Origin of the sequence: Bradyrhizobium sp., assembly GCF_030646015.1 — a bacterium.
Classification (GTDB): Bacteria; Pseudomonadota; Alphaproteobacteria; order Rhizobiales; family Xanthobacteraceae; genus Bradyrhizobium.
This window is the reverse complement of sequence record NZ_JAUSLT010000089.1, coordinates 45584-61301: the sequence shown is the minus strand read 5'-3', so window position 1 is coordinate 61301 and position 15718 is coordinate 45584. Positions and strand designations below refer to the sequence as shown.

The following is a 15718-nucleotide window of genomic DNA, read 5'->3' as shown; positions in this document are numbered from 1 at the left end:
CCAGCCCGCTGTCACGGCGCCTTGTCGACGACAGCCCCAGGCTCGCCGGGAACCGGCGCCAGCATGTGGATGGCTTCCTGGATGGAGTCGATGGCGCGCTCGGCGGAGCGTGCGCCATGGGCAATCAGATCCTCGGCGCGGTGGAAATCGAACCAGCCGATTTGACCGACGCGGGGCGTGATCAGCAGATCCGGCGGATCGCCGGCGAGGCGCGCGCGGGTGATGCGGTCCTGCATGATGTTGAACGCATCGACCATGACCGAGGAGATGCCCGGCCGTCCGCCGCTGCCGAAGAATTCGCGTTTCATGGTACGTTCGGCGGAAAACAACCGGCCGAAGCGGCGTTTCGTCGGGGTCGGCTCGACCGCGGTCTCCGGCGCCGCGGTTGTCGGGCCATGGGCATAGATCGTCGTGGAGAAGATATCGCTGCAGAGATTGGCGGCGATCACGATTTCCGCTCCCAGCGCGCGCGCGGCCGACACCGGCACCGGATTGACCAGCGCACCGTCGACCAGCCAGCGGTCGCCGACCAGCACGGGTGAAAAAATCCCGGGCAGCGCGTAGGAGGCGCGCATCGCATCGACCATGCGGCCGTGGGTGAGCCAGATCTCGTGCCCGGTGCGGACTTCGGTCGCGACGGTCGCAAATTTCAGCGGCAAGTCCTCGATCAGGGTCGGGCCGATCGCGGCTTCCAGCTGCGACGCTAGCCGGTCGCCGCCGATCAGTCCGGAGCCGTTGAGGCGGATGTCGAGATAGCCGAGAATATTGCGCGGCTGCAGGCCGCGCGCCCATTGCTCCAGCGTATCGAGCTGCCCGGCGGCATAGGCGCCGCCGACCACCGCGCCGATCGAGGTGCCGACCACGACATTGGGAACGATGCCATGGGCCAGCAATGTCCGGAGAATGCCGATATGGGCGAAGCCGCGCGCGGCGCCGCCACCCAACGCCAATCCGATGACCGGCCGCCTGGTACTGCCGAGCCCGACTTTGTCCTGGTCCTCGGCGCCGCGTCCGATCAAACTCTTCAGCACCTGATGCTCCTTGCCGGACAAGGCACTGCGCTATGACTCCCAGCCCATCGAAAGCTCAAATAAGCATAGTTCATGCCGCGGTCCAGATTGTGACGGGATCGCGGCCTCGCGGGAACACTGGACTAACTCTCGAGCATTTTTTGGGTTCCATGGCGGGAACATCCTGCGAACGGTTCGCCGCAGGCTTGAATTTGCCGCGTTTTCAGTGAAAAGCATCTCCATGACATCAGGGGATAAAGGGATTGCTGGTTCCGGGAGGGGCGGACGCCTGTTTCCGGTACTTGTGCTTGCCGCAATTCTGGCCGGCGCGCCTTTAGCTCCTGCTTCGGCCCAGATGTTCAGCGACCGGCCGCCGCCGGTGCCGCCGGCCTCGGTCCCGGAAGTGCCTTCCGGACCGGCGATGAATCTGGCTCCGCCATCCGGTCCGGCGTCGACTCCGATTTTGCCCGCGCCGTTGACGCAGCCGGCGATCGCCGCGGTGCCGCCGGTGGTTCCACCGCCGGGCGCATCGACCGCCGGCCAGGCCGTGCTGTCGCTGACGGCGCGCTACGGCAAGGACCTGCCGGTCATCAGCAACGGGCTGGTGTGGCGGGTGTTCGCCGACAAGCCCGATGAGACCGGCGTTTTCAAACTGATCCGCGAGGAACGCGGCGCCACGCCCAACATCGTGCTGCCGCCGGGCGGCTACGTCGTTCATGTCACGATGGGTCTGGTCAGCGCGGTGCGGCCGGTGACGCTGAAGTCCGAGACCGACCGCGAATCCTTCGTGCTTCCGGCAGGCGGCTTGCGCATCGAGGGCCGCGTCGGCTCCAGCCGGATTCCGCCGAACCAGATTTCCTTCGCGCTCTACAAGGGCAGCCAGTTCGATAGCGGCGAACGCGCCTCGCTGGTGCCGAACGTCGCCGCCGGCGACGTCGCGCTGCTGACCGAGGGCACCTACTACATCATTTCAAATTACGGCGACGCCAATTCCGTGGTGCGTTCGGATATCCGCGTTCAGGCCGGCAAGCTGACCGACGTGGTCATCACCCATCGCGCCGCGGTGATTACCCTTAAGCTGGTCAGCGACAAGGGCGGCGAGGCGCTGGCAAACACCGCATGGTCGGTGATCACGCCGGGCGGTGACGTCATCAAGGAATCGATCGGCGCATTCCCGCGCGTCGTGCTGTCCGAAGGCGAATACCGCGCCATCGCCAAGAACGAGGGCAAGGTGTTCGAGCGTTCGTTCAACGTCGTCAACGGCGTCGACGGCGAGGTCGAGGTCGTCGCGCGCTAGTTCAGCGTCTCGCGATGTCATCCGACTGTCATGGTCGCTAACGCGGACTAACCATCGAAACACTTAGAATTGTCATAATCGCCGGATCGGCGTACCGCTCCCGCAATTTTCACACCGCGTTAAGCCCGCCTGCATTGGATGCGATCGGGTTGAACATTCGCGCAGTGGGGAATGACATGATTGCGGCCAAGAATTCGTTCAAGAGCTCGTCCGGTAAATCCAACGCCGAGATGTTCGATGACGTCCCGGTGCTGCAGCGCAAATGGCAGGCCGCGCACCGGCCCGGCGGAGGGCTGCCGCGCTATGAAGATGTGATGCTGGGCAGCCTCGGGCGGCTGGCGGATCACATCGTCCTGCTGAAGAGCCATCATGACACGCTCGAAGTATCCCGCACCGGCCGATACGCGCAAAAATGGCTCGGCGACGACCGCTGGGATATCCCCCTGACCGGGCTGGCACCGGATTGCGCCACTGCGCTCAACGAAGCCGCGGCCAGCGCGCTTCGCAACGGCCGCCCTTACCTCGCCGCGGCGCACTGCGTGCGCGATGGCGTGGTGCAGACCTACGATATTCTGGCGCTGCCGACCTCCTCGCGCTGGGGCGGCACGCTGATCGGCGTCTACGTCAACGCGCGAGGATTGCAGTACAATCTGCTGGATGCGATTTTCTCCACCACCGATGAGGGCGTCCTGTCGCTTGCGGCGATCCGCGATTCGGCCGGGCAGCCGTTCGATTTCCAGATCGTCCATCATAATCAGGGGGCGTCCCGGCTGCTGAAGCTGCCATCGACCGACCTGCTGTGGCACCGGCTCAGCGCCGGCGGAAACCTGCTGTGTTTGCCCGACGTGATCGAGCGGTTGCTCGACGTCATCAAGAGCGGCGACGGACAGCAATTTGAAATCGACAGCGATCATCGCAATCTGAAGCTGGGCGCGAGGGCCTTCGGTGACATTCTCTCGTTGACGGTGTCCGACGTCACGGCGCTCAAGCGGCGCGAAGCCTCGTTTCGCCTGTTGTTCGACAACAATCCGATGCCGATGTGGGTTTTCGATGCGGAGACCACCGGATTCATCAGCGTCAATGACGCGGCTGTGCAGCATTACGGGTACAGCCGCGAAACGTTCCTGCGCATGAAGCTTCGCCAGATCTGGCCTGAAGATGAATGGGTAACTCACACCGAGGCGCTGCAGCAGGTCGGCGACACCTATCATTCCGGTCGCAACTGGCGGCATCTCAAGGCCGACGGCAGCGAGATCCAGGTGCTGACATTCGGACGGCGCGTCGCGTTCGATGGCCGCGACGGCTTTCTCGTTGCTGTCGCCGACATCACCGAACGGCGCAAGGCCGAGGCCCGGATTGCCCATATGGCGCATCATGATGGCCTGACGAATCTGCCGAACCGCGAGCTCTATCAGGATCGCCTCCGGCAGGCGCTGGAGCAGAGCCAGCCCGGCAACAAGCGGGTGGCGGTGTTGTGCGTCGATCTCGACCTGTTCAAGAACGTCAACGATTCGTTCGGCCATCCGATGGGCGACCGCTTGCTGAAGATGGTGGCCGACCGGCTGAGGTCGGAAGTTCGCGGCAATAATCTGGTGGCGCGCCTTGGCGGCGACGAGTTTGCGATCGTGCTGGCCTCCGATGTCTCACCGAACGAGGCGAGCGATTATGCGGCCCGGCTGATCAAGACCCTCAGCGCCCGTTATGACATGGACGGCATCGAGGTTGTCATTGGCGCCAGTATCGGCATCGCACTGTCGCCCGGCGATGGCGACACCAGCGAGGAGTTGATGCGCAACGCCGACATGGCGCTGTACCGCGCCAAATCGGACGGCGGCGGCGTTCACCGGTTCTTCGAAAGAGAGATGGACCGGCAGGCGCAAAAACGCCGCGACATGGAGCTCGATCTGCGTCGGGCCTTCGCCAATGGCGAATTTGAAGTTCATTATCAGCCGCTGGTTGATATCGCGGCGGACCGGATCAGCGGCTTCGAATCGCTGCTGCGCTGGCGCCACCCCGAAAAGGGCATGATCTCGCCGGCGGACTTCATCCCGGTTGCCGAGGATATCGGGCTGATCGTCGCGCTGGGCGAGTGGGTGTTGCGGCAGGCCTGCACCGAGGCGGCGAAATGGCCTGAGGACGTCAAGGTCGCCGTCAACCTGTCGCCGGTGCAGTTTCGCAGCCGCAACCTCGTTCAGGTGGTGATTTCGGCATTGGCGCGTTCCGGATTGTCGCCGTTGCGGCTCGAGCTCGAAATCACGGAATCGCTGTTCCTGGCCGAGACCGAGGCCAATCTCGCGATCCTGCATCAGTTGCGCGAACTCGGCGTCAGCATTTCGATGGACGATTTCGGCACCGGCTATTCCAGCCTCAGCTATCTCAGAAGCTTCCCGTTCGACAAGATCAAGATCGATCGTTCCTTTATCAAGGATCTGGCGCAGCGCTCCGACTGCGTTGCGATCGTGCGGGCGATCTCCGGCCTCGGCCGCAGCCTCAACATCACCACCACGGCCGAAGGGGTCGAAACCGTCGACCAGCTCAACTGGTTGCGTGCCGAAGGCTGCAACGAGGTGCAGGGCTTCCTGTTCAGCGCGGCCAGGCCCGCCGCCGAGATCGAAGCGCTGCTGCTCAGGTTTGGTCGGCGCGCGTCGCAGGCGGCGTGAGAATGCATCTCCGTGTCCCGGACGCGGTGCAGCGTTCTTTACGGCGATGCGAAGCATCGTCCGGCACGCTGCTCCGCAGAGCCGGGACCCATATCACAGGGGGGGGCTGCTGAAGCATGGGCCCCGGCTCAGCAGCGCACCGCTTGTGCGCTGCGCAGCGTCCGGGGCACGAAGCCCCTCATCCCGTGTGAGGTCGCTCCTAAAACCGCGTCACGATATCGGCGAGCGCTGGGCGAGGGCGGTCTTCGCTCGGCCTCATTGGCGTGCCGATGTGAATGAACCCGGCGAGCCTTTCGTCCGGCTTCAATCCGAACCCGTCCAGCACGTCGCGATCGAAGGCGAACCAGCCGGTCAGCCAGTTCGCGCCGTAGCCGAGCGCGGTCGCCGCCGTCACGATGTTCATCGCGCTGGCCCCTGCGGATAATTCCTGCTCCCACGCCGGCACCTTGGGATGCGGTTTGGTGAAGCTTACCACGGCGATCACCAGCGGGGCATCCATCAGCCGGCGCTTTTCGATCTCGATCTCGGCCGCCGGCGCCTGCGGGTTCTTGCGCGCGAAGACCTGCGAAATCACCTCGCCGGCGCGGGCGCGCCCATCGCCCTCGAACACGATGAAGCGCCACGGCGTCAGCTTGCCGTGGTCGGGCACCCGCGCGCCGATGGTCAGAATGGTCTCAAGCTCCGCAGCCGAGGGGCCGGGACCGCTCATCTCGCGCGGCTTCACCGAGCGGCGGATTTTCAAGAGTTCGAGGGCGTCGGGCATCGGGTTTCCAGTGCGTCAAGGGTTCGCAGCAGATATCTGCATCTGCGAGGCGATAGCAAGCCGCAGCCAATTATAAGCGCTCCAGATCGGCTTTTGCGGGCCGGGTGCGCCCGCGGATCATTGATCCCGGTCAAAGAACCTCGCAGAAATGCCCTTATCGTTATCTCCAGTGGACCTTTCGGACACCTGCCGATGCTGGAATCGAAAAAGATCGATCAGAATGCGACCGCGGGTCACCCCGTCAGTGCGGTCAAGCTGCCGGCGGTTCTCACCGGGCAAATCGATGCCTGGGCCCGTGCGCGAGGGATCAACCGTTCCGAGGCCATTCAACGGCTGGTCGAACTGGGTCTGAAGTCGGAAGCCGCGGCCGACCCTAAACCGGTCCCGGGCCACGATGCGCTCGCGGTCGAAGAGCTGGCCGCAAGCCAGCTCGATCAGTTCATCGATCCGGACACGCCACAGGAAGAGCGCGAACGCCGCATTCACCGGCTCACGGAAGGACCGCCGGAATTCGTCGATCTGCGCATCGATCTGCCGAAACGGGGATCCTGAGGGAACGGGGCCCGTAGCGAACCGGTCAGGCCGCCATCGCTCGCGCCCGCTACGGGGTCAGGCCGGATCCCGCCTCGCCGGCATCTTCGCCGCACGCTCCAGAAGATCCTTGCCGAGATCTTCCAGAATCTGACGGGTCGCCAGAAACAGGCTGTGGCCCTGGTCGGTTTCGATCGCCAGCGCCACTACATCAGGCTGATTGGGATCCGGGATCAGCTGGTAGGCCCGGATCGGATAGGCCGGCAGTTCCTGTTCTTCGGTGGTCGGTCCGCGCGCCATCAGGTTTCCAGTCTCGCCCGCTTGACGTCGGGTGGCGTTGCTTCCTCGAGCAATGCCGCCAGCGCCTCGACGGTGGGCATCACGGTCTGCCCCTCGCTGCCGAGGCGGCGGATCGAGACCGAATGGCTCTCGGCTTCCTTCTTGCCGACCACCAGCAGCGCCGGGATTTTCGCCAGCGAATGCTCGCGGACCTTGTAGTTGATCTTCTCGTTGCGAAGGTCGATTTCGACGCGCAGCCCGGCTCGCCGCGCCGCCGCCGCAACGATCTTGGCGTATTCGTCGCCTTCCGACGTGATGGTGGTGACGACGGCCTGGATCGGCGCCAGCCAGAGCGGGAAGTTGCCGGCATAGTGCTCGATCAGAATGCCGATGAAGCGCTCCATCGAACCGCAGATCGCGCGATGCACCATGACCGGCGCCTTCTTGGAGCCGTCGGCGTCGATGTAGAACGCCCCAAAGCGTTCCGGCAGGTTGAAGTCGACCTGCGTGGTGCCGCATTGCCAGTCGCGGCCGATGGCGTCGCGCAGCACATATTCGAACTTCGGGCCATAGAATGCGCCTTCGCCGGGATTGATCTCGGTCTTGATGCGGTTATGGCCCTGCGCCTGGATTTCCGACAGCACGGTGGCCATCACACGCTCGGCGTGATCCCACATCTCGTCGGTGCCGACGCGCTTCTCCGGGCGGGTCGAGAGTTTGACCGTGAGTTCGCCCTCGAAGCCGAAATCCGCATAGGTCGACAGGATCAGCTCGTTGATCTTGAGGCATTCCTCGGCGAGCTGTTGTTCGGTGCAGAACACATGCGCGTCGTCCTGGGTAAAACCACGCACCCGCATCAGGCCGTGCATCGCGCCCGACGCCTCGTAGCGATGCACCACGCCGAATTCGGCGAGCCGCAGCGGCAGGTCGCGATAGCTCTTCAGGCCGTGCTTGAAGATCTGCACATGGCCGGGACAGTTCATCGGCTTCAGCGCAAACCAGCGCTTGTCCTCGGCCTCGTCGCCGGCGGATTGCGCGGCGAACATGTTCTCGCGGTACCAGTCCCAATGGCCTGAGGTTTCCCACAGCGACTTGTCGAGAATCTGCGGCGCGTTGACCTCGCTGTAATCGCCGGTCAGCCGCCGGCGCATATAGGCGATCAGCGCCTGGAAGATGGTCCAGCCCTTGGCGTGCCAGAACACCACGCCGGGACCTTCCTCCTGGAAGTGAAACAGATCGAGCTCGCGGCCGAGCTTGCGGTGGTCGCGCTTCTCGGCTTCCTCGATCTGCTTGAGATAGGCGTCGAGGTCTTCCTGCTTGGCGAACGCCGTGCCGTAGATCCGCGTCAGCATCTGATTGTTGCTGTCGCCGCGCCAATAGGCGCCCGCCACCTTCATCAGCTTGAAGGCGTTGCCGATCTTGCCGGTCGAGGTCATGTGCGGGCCGCGGCACAGGTCGAACCAGTCGCCCTGGTAGTAGATCTTGATCGGCTCGTTGCCGGGAATGGCGTCGACCAGTTCGACCTTGAAGGCCTCGCCCTTGTCGCGGAACACCTGCTTTGTCTTCTCGCGGTCCCACACATCTTTCGTGAAGGGTTTGTCGCGCGCGATGATTTCGCGCATCTTCTTCTCGATCGCCGAAAAATCTTCCGGCGTGAAAGGCTCGTTGCGGAAGAAGTCGTAGTAAAATCCGTTCTCGATCACCGGACCGATGGTGACCTGGGTGCCCGGCCACAGCGCCTGCACCGCTTCGGCGAGCACGTGGGCGGCGTCATGCCGGATCAGTTCCAGCGCGCGGGCATCGTCGCGGGCGATGAATTCGATCTTCGCATCGTGGTTGATCGGGTCGCCAAGGTCGGTGATCACGCCATCCAGCGCCATCGCCACCGTGCGCTTGGCCAGCGACGGCGAGATGCCCTTGGCAATGTCGAGGCCGGTGATGCTCTTGGGGAATTCGCGCCTGGCGCCGTCGGGGAAGGTGAGGGCGACTTTCACCTCGGGCTCCACCGGTTTGAGATTCGTGAGGCCGAACTGGAATCCTGAGGCGGGCTTGTTCTTGTCGTCGGGCATTGGTGTCTCCTGTGGCTCACTCCTGCGAACGAGCGCAGGTAAGCGGGGAAGCAGCGGTATAGCAGGGGATTCGGGCCGCGCAATCCGGCATTTCCAAGGAAATTACCAATGCGAGCGCATCGTTGGCGGTAGCCGCATTAACCTGATACAACCAAACCATTGACTCCGCCTTCGCTCAGGTTCCCTCGACCTCCATGAACATGCGTGCGCTGCTCCTCGCAACCCTTGTCCTGCTCGGCGGACCTGCGTCCGCGGCTCCGACCGCGCGTCCTGCGCCTGGAGCGGCTCCCGCCGCACGGCCCGCGCTCAAGGCAGCGTTCAAACCCGCGCCGGCGCCGCCGATGGTGTTTTATGTCGTCAAGGGCACCGCCGATGCGTGCGGCCGCGGCTGCGACAGCTGGATCGCGGCCGAAGGGCAGATCGATTCCGGCGCAGCACTTCGCTTCCGGAAGTTCTGGGTCAAGGTCCGGGATCGCAAGCTGCCGATCTATTTTTCCTCGCCGGGCGGCAATCTCGACCAGGCGCTGGCGATGGGGGCGATGCTTCGGGAGCGGCCCGTGGTCGCCAGGGTGGCGCGGACGGTGGTCAGGGAATGCGGTTTTGAGGCGCAGAACAGCGATGTCTGCGTCAAGCTGAAGCAATCCGGCCGCGAACTGCACGGCGACCTCTGGACCCGCAACGCGATGTGCAACTCCGCATGTCCGTACCTCATCCTGGGCGCGACCACCCGCGAGATCGCGCCCGATGCGCTGCTGGCGGTGCATTCGCCGAAGGTGGTGGCGCATTTCCGGGGCGGCGTGCCGACCCCGCAGATGCAGGCCGAGGCGAACGCCCGGGGCCGGGAGCGCGCCGATCGCATGATCAAGGAATATATCGCGAAAATGGGTGTGGACCTCGGTCTGCTGGTTCTGGCGCGCACGGTCAAGTTCGAAGACACGCGCGTCCTCACCCGTGAAGAGATCGACCGCTTCGGCATCGACCGGCGCGACCTGGTGGAGACGCCGTGGACCTTCGAGAATGTCGGCCGCAGCGTGGTGCACAAGACGGCCCTTCAGAAGCTTGCATCGGACGGATCGTTCCGGTCGTCGCAGTGGCGGCTATTCTGTATTAATGCCGACCAGTTCGAACTGGGGTTGCAGCGTCAGGCCGTGGCCCAGGCCTTCCTGCCCGCGGTTTCGATTTCGAAGGGCGCAGCGAAACCGCTTTACTTCGCTTCTACACGGGCCGCACTGCCGGGGTTCAATTACTGGGCCATGCGCATGACCAAGGCATCGGTTCAGTCCTTGTCCGAAGAGGGGCAATTCGATCTGACCGAAACGTCGCAGGGGCCGGACGGGCGCAGGCTCGCCCGCTCGGCGAAATTCTCCAGCGACGGACTGGGGAGCGCCGTCGACACTCTGCTCGCGACATGTCCGGCGCCCAAGAGCATAGCTGCCCTGCAGACCGTCGGAGCGCGCGAGGACGCTGCCAAATAATTCGATCGCGTCCTTTCATTCCGCACGCCCGTGCCCTACATGCATTTGCATGAAAAATCCGTCCGCCGACGGCCACGTCCACCGCCGCTTCGCGCCCACCGCCTTGATGCTCGGCAATATCGTCACCGGCTGTTCGGTGCTGGCGCCGGCGGGCATGCTGGGTGAATTGTCGTCGGGGCTCGGCGTCTCGGTCCGCGACGCGGGCCTTCTGGTGACCTTCGGCGCGGTCATGCTGTGTGTCGGTTCGCCGGTCGCGGCCTCGCTGACCAGCCGGATCGAACGCCGCACGTTGCTGACAGCGACGCTGGCGATCCTGGCCCTCGGCAATGTCGCTTCGGCGTTCGCGCCCGACTATGCGAGCCTGCTCGCCATTCGCCTGGTCATGCTGGCGGTCGGCGCGCTCTACACGCCGCAGGCCGCGGGCACCGCCGCCCTGATCGTGCCGGCGGAGAAGCGCGGCAGCACCATCGCCTATATCTTTCTCGGATGGTCGCTGGCCGCGGCGATCGGCCTGCCGCTGATCGCCCTGGTCGCCAGCCGCTACGGCTGGCGCGCGGTGTATGGCGGCATCGGCGCGATCGGTTGCATCAGTTTCCTCCTGCTGGCGTGGCGCCTGCCGCGCGGACTGACCGGCACGCCGGTGGATCTCAAGACGTGGGCCGATGTCGGGCGTAACCGGCTGATCATGTTGCTGCTGCTGATCACGGCGCTGCAAATGTCCGGCCAGTTCGTGGTGTTCACCTTCATGGGGCCGCTGCTGACCAGGCTGACGCAGGCGGATGCGGACAGGATCGGGCTGGTGTTCCTGCTCTACGGCGTATTCGGCTTCATCGGAATCGCGATCGCCACCCGCATCGTCGATTCCTGGGGGGCCTATAAATCCTCACTGCTGTTCGCCGCCCTGATACTGGCGGGGATATCAGGATGGGCGCTCAGTGCCGGCATCTACCCGCTGATGGCCTGCTCGGTCGCGATCTGGGGATTGGGCTTCGCCTCCACCAACTCGATGCAGCAGGTGCGGCTGGTCACCGCCGCGCCGGCGCTGGCCTCGGCCTCGGTGTCGCTCAATACCTCGGTGCTTTACATCGGGCAGGCCGTCGGTTCGGCGATCGGCGGCGTGCTCTATGCGGGCGGCTGGCTCTACGGTTCCGGCTATGTGGCGGTGGGCTTTGTCGCGCTGGCGCTGGCGACGCTGATGCTGACCAGGCCGCTGGATGCGCTGAAGCCGCAAACGTAAAGTGCGAGTTCCACGAGACGCTATCGTGACAAGATCCGTCCCGCATGCTTTTGTCCCCCGGGGAATTGGAAGGGGCTGTTGTGGGGAACTGGAAGATTGCGGTGTGTGCCGCGTTGGCAATTCTTACCTTTGGCGGCGTTACACTGGCGGGGGCGGATCGGGTCGCAGCCAAGGAGCGCGCCACCGGTTGCACCAACGGCCCACTGAAAAGTGTCAACGAACTGGACGACCGGGTCGCGGCCTGCACCCTCCTGATCGACAGCAGCCGGTCCGCCGCGCAGCTTACGCTAGCGCTGTCCTATCGCGCGCAAGCCCTGTTGAACCAGAATAAATGTGACCGCGCGATCGAGGATTTGAACCGGGCCAGGGACGTCTCGCCGTCGAAGAAGAGTCCAGCCTACAACGACGTGCATTTGTGGATCTCTTATTACTGGCAGAACTGCAAGGGCGATTTCGACCGCGGCATCGCCGTGCTGAACGAGGCCGCCGCGATCCTGCCGCGCGATCCCTCGGTCTATAACCAGCGCGCCAATATGTATCGTGACAAGGGCGATTACGGAGCGGCTATCGCCGACATCAATCGATCGATAACGCTGATCAACAATGATCCTTACCGGGCATCGGCCTACAACAACCGGGCCCTGATCTGGAAAGCGATGGGCGAGTACGAGAAGGCATCGGCCGATTTCAGCGTCGCGATCAAGCTCGCTCCGAAAAATCCCAAATATTACGCCAATCGCGGCGACGCCTGGCGGCTCACCGGCAATCTGGAGCGGGCGCTGCAGGATCAGAATCGCGCCATCGAGCTCTATGCCGGCGGTCCCGGCGTCGCGCTTGGCCTGACGCTGCGCGGCGAGACCTTGCGCTACATGGGAAACTACGACAGCGCGCTCTCGAATTTCAACCAGGCGCTTCGTTTCGAACCGGATTTCGCGCCGGCATTTACCGGCCTCGGCCTGACGTTCGAACGCCTGGGCGATTTCGAGCGCGCCAAATCCGAATTCCGCACCGCGCTGTCGGTCAGCGAAAATTCCGGCCGCGGCGATATTTCCAAATCAGCCCGCGAAACCGCGGAAGCGCGGCTGGCAGCCCTTAACTCCGGTGCGCCACAGCCGAAGATCGTTCCCTTGCCCATCAGGGCATCGACCACGACCTCGGTGCCGACGCTTGCGGTCGCCGCCCCCGTGGTGGCGCCCGCGGTGGCAAAGGCGACCGCCGCCAGGCAGGGCCGCCGCGCGGCGCTGATCATCGGCAACTCCGCCTACAAATCGGTTGCCGCTCTCGACAATCCGCGCCGCGACGCGCAGAAAATGTCGGCAGCCCTGCGTGCCGTAGGCTTTGACGACGTGACGCTGGCCGTCGACGTGTCGCGCGACAAGATGATCGAGGCGCTGCGCACCTTCGCCGCCGCAGCAGACAAAGCTGACTGGGCGGTGGTGTATTATGCGGGGCATGGCATCGAGGTGAACGGCGTCAATTATCTGATCCCGGTGGATGCCAAGCTCGCCACTGACCGCGACGTGCTGTTCGAAGCCATGCCGCTGGATCAGGTGATGGCGGCGATCGACGGGGCGAAGAAGCTGAAGCTCGTCGTGCTCGACGCCTGCCGCGACAACCCGTTTGCGAATGCTGCGGCAGCGGCGCCGCCGGCGCCGGTTGCGGTTGCGGCCACCCCATCGAACGATGGCACCCGCAGCACGAGAACGAGGTCGCTCGGCAAGGGCCTTGGCGAACTGAAAGTGCAGGGCGCCTCGCTGGTGGTCTATGCCGCCAAGCACGGCCAGACCGCGCTCGATGGCGAGGGTGAAAATTCACCCTTCGCGGTCGCCGTGGTGCAGCGGATCGCAACCCCGGGGGTCGAGATCAACAAGCTGTTCCGCCTGGTCCGTGACGACGTGATGGAGGCCACGGCCGGGCGGCAGGAGCCGTACACCTATGGCTCGTTGCCCGGGCGGGAGGACTTTTTCTTTGTGAACAAGTGAGAGAGATGTTCGCCAATAAGCCTCAATCCCAAGCAAAATTTCAGGGAATTTTGCCAAAGGATATTTTGCCAACGGCTGTTTTTCCGATACCAGTCTGGACAAAGTATGCGTTACCGATGTCGTCAGGGCTAAGGGGTGAAGTGACATGAGAAAAGTATTGGCGCTGGCTTTGATCCTTGGTTCGTCCGCTGCTCTTGCGCAAGACAAGCCGCCGCCGACAGTCGGCGGCAAGCCGCTGGTCCAGATCAAGCCGAAGGAGGCCGCAGCTCCGAAAGAGCCAAAGGCAAAGCCGCAATCGGTTGCGGTGAGGATGCAGGCCTGTCTCGAAATCGACGATGAAACCAAAGAGCGGCTGAATTGCTACGATGCCATCTTCCCGCCCAAGCCAAAGGCAAGGGTGCCCGCCCCAAAGGCCGTCACCGACTGCCCCGCCTTCAAGGAGGAAGACGGCCGGCTGAAATGCTTCAACAGTTTCGCGGAGAAGCTTCCCAAGCCGCCGAAGTAATTCGAACCGGTAGTTTTAGTCGCCGATCCACGTCAGGATCGCCTTGAAGGCGACACCGGGCAGTTGCAGCGCGCTGCCTTCGAAGTCGACCATGTCACCGTGCTCGGTGCCCTTCAGCGTGAGCGTGATCATGTCGGTCCCGAACAGCGGCTTGAAGCCGGGGTCGGGATTGTGCCGCAAGGTCGAGATCTTGACGTGGATTTCCTCGCCGCGGCGGATGAAATTGCCAGTGAAGGCAAAGCCGGAATTGCCGCCGCGCAGTTTGCCGCCGGTGGCGTAAAGCACGCCGTTGCCTGTGCCATGAACGGTATGAAATTCAACTTTATAAAGGCCTTCACGCAATTCGTATCCCCACAAATCACACGCCAAATCACCTGTTTTGTGGCGGCACCGTAGGGTGGTGGCCCGTGCCGGACAATCCCGTGCACCGGAAATGACGCGGCCATCAACATCACATTTTGAGCAGCAGCAGGTCGAGGTGACGCGGGAGCGTCAGCGCCCCGCGGATGATGGCGTGCTTGCCGCCACCCGCGTCAGCGCGGGGGTTGCCGCCATCTTGACCAGCACGTCCTTGACCGGATGGTCGGTCCAGGCGCGGGTGACGTAATCGCGATGCGTCACGCCCTCGGGCGTCTCGAGGAAGACCACGCTGCCGGGTCGCAGCGGCCCGTCCATATCCTCCGATATCGCGATGTCTTTTTCCTTCAGCATCGCGATCAGTTCCTTTTCGTGCCGCCTTGTGGAGCGGGTATAGGCGCTGACAAAGAAGCCGGTCCGGTTGTTGACGATCCAGGATGCGAATTTGTCCAGTTCGCCGTACACCGCGTCGAGCAGGAACACGCCGCGCACGCGATTGCCGAGGCCGCCGACCTCCAGGCTCCAGGCCGCCGGCATGAAGCCGCCGCTGTAGCCGACGATGATGACGGGCATGTTGGCGAAGGTCCTGGCGGTGCGGGGATCGCCATACAACCGGGCGAGGTGCTCGGCCGACTCCGCGACGAAGCGCTTGAGCCCGCCGGGCTGCCAGAACTTGCCGGCGCTGGAATCGGCGGCATCGACCGCGAGCTGCGGCGCCAGCAGCACGGCGTTGACGCCTGAATCCGAAATCTGTTGCGGCACCAGCTGGCGGTCGCGCACGTCGCGTTCCAGCGTCGCGCCGTTACCGTGGAAGAACACCACGATGACGCCAGGTTTTTTGGCGTCGAATTTCTCCGGCACATGCATCAGCACGCGGTTGTCGTTGTAGGTTTCGTCCTGCCAGTAGACCCGGCCGCCATAGCTGCGATGGCCGCGGCGCTCGCCCTTGGAAATGTTCAGGAACGGTTCGTCGGTGCGCGGATTGTTGCCGAGATAGGGAAAGGCCGAGGATTTCAGCCCGACCAGCATGGTCTGCTCTTCCCGGGCCGGACGCTCAAACGGCACCGTGGGCGCCAGCGACGCCACGCGATAGGGCGCGGGCTCGGCCTTTGCGCTGCGTTCGCGCGGTGCGGCGGGCGGTTGCCGCGATGCCAGGCTCTCGCTGGTCTCAGGGAAGCGATCCCGGAACGTCGGCGCCGGAAACCGGTCTTCGAACGTATCCGCCGCCGAGGCATGAGTATGGGTATGGGCATTGGCGGCGAGCATGCCGGCGCTCGGCGCCTTGCCGCACTGAACCAGCACGAATGACAGCGGCACGAAGGCAAGGAGGAGGGCGATCCAGCGCCATCGATGCGAGCCGGCGCGGTGACGCGGAGCGGCGACCTTCAGATACTGCGACGCATCAGGCGAAATCGCCTGACTTGCGCGATCATGCTGTTTCGGATCCGCCCCGACCATCCACCCACTTGCCCCAATATCCGCCTGTATTCGGCGTATGCCAGCTCGCGTTGAGGTGACGTTAAGCTTCCGGGGAAAATTCCCCACTCCCGGAA

13 protein-coding genes are annotated in these 15718 nt (G+C 64.0%); 7 read left to right on the top strand and 6 right to left on the bottom strand.

Going from position 1 to position 15718, the window contains the following annotated elements; all coding sequences use genetic code 11:
- Positions 1-11: 11 nt before the first annotated feature.
- Positions 12-1031, bottom strand: a complete 1020-nt coding sequence (locus Q7T45_RS14190; RefSeq protein WP_304871581.1) for a patatin-like phospholipase family protein — start codon at positions 1029-1031, stop codon at positions 12-14.
- A 220-nt stretch (positions 1032-1251) separates the two neighbouring features.
- On the opposite strand from Q7T45_RS14190, the gene Q7T45_RS14185 reads away from it, so the two are divergent.
- Complete coding sequence (locus Q7T45_RS14185) at positions 1252-2307, top strand: hypothetical protein (protein WP_304871580.1); 1056 nt, start codon at positions 1252-1254, stop codon at positions 2305-2307.
- Between the two features lie 176 nt (positions 2308-2483).
- Positions 2484-4967, top strand: a complete 2484-nt coding sequence (locus tag Q7T45_RS14180) for a bifunctional diguanylate cyclase/phosphodiesterase (RefSeq protein ID WP_304871579.1) — start codon at positions 2484-2486, stop codon at positions 4965-4967.
- Positions 4968-5166: 199 nt separating this feature from the next.
- Here the strand turns inward: Q7T45_RS14180 and Q7T45_RS14175 are convergent, their stop codons facing one another.
- Positions 5167-5730: a nitroreductase gene (locus tag Q7T45_RS14175; RefSeq protein ID WP_304871578.1), complete on the bottom strand. Its 564-nt coding sequence runs from the start codon at positions 5728-5730 to the stop codon at positions 5167-5169.
- A 192-nt stretch (positions 5731-5922) separates the two neighbouring features.
- Between Q7T45_RS14175 and Q7T45_RS14170 the strand changes: the two genes are divergently transcribed.
- The gene (locus tag Q7T45_RS14170) at positions 5923-6282 is read left to right on the top strand and encodes a hypothetical protein (protein WP_304871577.1); all 360 of its coding nucleotides are present in this window, start codon (positions 5923-5925) and stop codon (positions 6280-6282) included.
- Positions 6283-6339: 57 nt separating this feature from the next.
- Here Q7T45_RS14170 and Q7T45_RS14165 read toward each other — a convergent pair whose 3' ends face one another.
- Positions 6340-6561, bottom strand: coding sequence for a hypothetical protein (locus tag Q7T45_RS14165; RefSeq protein ID WP_304871576.1), 222 nt, complete (start codon positions 6559-6561; stop codon positions 6340-6342).
- Positions 6561-8609 carry a threonine--tRNA ligase gene (gene thrS, locus Q7T45_RS14160; RefSeq protein WP_304871575.1) on the bottom strand — a complete coding sequence of 683 codons (2049 nt, stop codon included), beginning with the start codon at positions 8607-8609 and terminating at the stop codon, positions 6561-6563. Before thrS ends, Q7T45_RS14165 begins: the two co-directional genes overlap by 1 nt.
- Before the next feature lie 200 nt (positions 8610-8809).
- Between thrS and Q7T45_RS14155 the strand changes: the two genes are divergently transcribed.
- From Q7T45_RS14155 to Q7T45_RS14140, 4 genes are all read left to right on the top strand, one after another.
- Complete coding sequence (locus tag Q7T45_RS14155) at positions 8810-10084, top strand: hypothetical protein (protein WP_304871574.1); 1275 nt, start codon at positions 8810-8812, stop codon at positions 10082-10084.
- Positions 10085-10133: 49 nt separating this feature from the next.
- A complete protein-coding gene (locus tag Q7T45_RS14150; protein WP_304871573.1) occupies positions 10134-11321 on the top strand; it encodes an MFS transporter in 1188 nt (395 codons plus the stop codon).
- Between the two features lie 113 nt (positions 11322-11434).
- On the top strand, positions 11435-13303 hold the full coding sequence (locus Q7T45_RS14145; protein WP_304871572.1) for a caspase family protein: 1869 nt from the start codon (positions 11435-11437) through the stop codon (positions 13301-13303).
- 145 nt (positions 13304-13448) lie between these two features.
- Positions 13449-13808, top strand: coding sequence for a hypothetical protein (locus Q7T45_RS14140; RefSeq protein WP_304871571.1), 360 nt, complete (start codon positions 13449-13451; stop codon positions 13806-13808).
- 15 nt (positions 13809-13823) lie between these two features.
- On the opposite strand, the gene Q7T45_RS14135 is transcribed toward Q7T45_RS14140, so the two are convergent.
- On the bottom strand, positions 13824-14093 hold the full coding sequence (locus Q7T45_RS14135; protein WP_304871570.1) for a hypothetical protein: 270 nt from the start codon (positions 14091-14093) through the stop codon (positions 13824-13826).
- A 207-nt stretch (positions 14094-14300) separates the two neighbouring features.
- A complete protein-coding gene (locus Q7T45_RS14130; protein WP_304871569.1) occupies positions 14301-15623 on the bottom strand; it encodes an alpha/beta hydrolase in 1323 nt (440 codons plus the stop codon).
- Positions 15624-15718: the final 95 nt, after the last annotated feature.

Bases quoted from the DNA above. Each gene is read 5' to 3' on its own strand.
- Q7T45_RS14140 (WP_304871571.1), top strand. From the start codon at position 13,449: ATGAGAAAAGTATTGGCGCTGGCTTTGATCCTTGGTTCGTCCGCTGCT.
- Q7T45_RS14150 (WP_304871573.1), top strand. From the start codon at position 10,134: ATGAAAAATCCGTCCGCCGACGGCCACGTCCACCGCCGCTTCGCGCCC.
- Q7T45_RS14180 (WP_304871579.1), top strand. From the start codon at position 2,484: ATGATTGCGGCCAAGAATTCGTTCAAGAGCTCGTCCGGTAAATCCAAC.
- Q7T45_RS14170 (WP_304871577.1), top strand. From the start codon at position 5,923: ATGCTGGAATCGAAAAAGATCGATCAGAATGCGACCGCGGGTCACCCC.
- Q7T45_RS14155 (WP_304871574.1), top strand. From the start codon at position 8,810: ATGCGTGCGCTGCTCCTCGCAACCCTTGTCCTGCTCGGCGGACCTGCG.
- Q7T45_RS14185 (WP_304871580.1), top strand. From the start codon at position 1,252: ATGACATCAGGGGATAAAGGGATTGCTGGTTCCGGGAGGGGCGGACGC.
- thrS (WP_304871575.1), bottom strand. From the start codon at position 8,609: ATGCCCGACGACAAGAACAAGCCCGCCTCAGGATTCCAGTTCGGCCTC.
- Q7T45_RS14165 (WP_304871576.1), bottom strand. From the start codon at position 6,561: ATGGCGCGCGGACCGACCACCGAAGAACAGGAACTGCCGGCCTATCCG.
- Q7T45_RS14175 (WP_304871578.1), bottom strand. From the start codon at position 5,730: ATGCCCGACGCCCTCGAACTCTTGAAAATCCGCCGCTCGGTGAAGCCG.
- Q7T45_RS14130 (WP_304871569.1), bottom strand. From the start codon at position 15,623: ATGGTCGGGGCGGATCCGAAACAGCATGATCGCGCAAGTCAGGCGATT.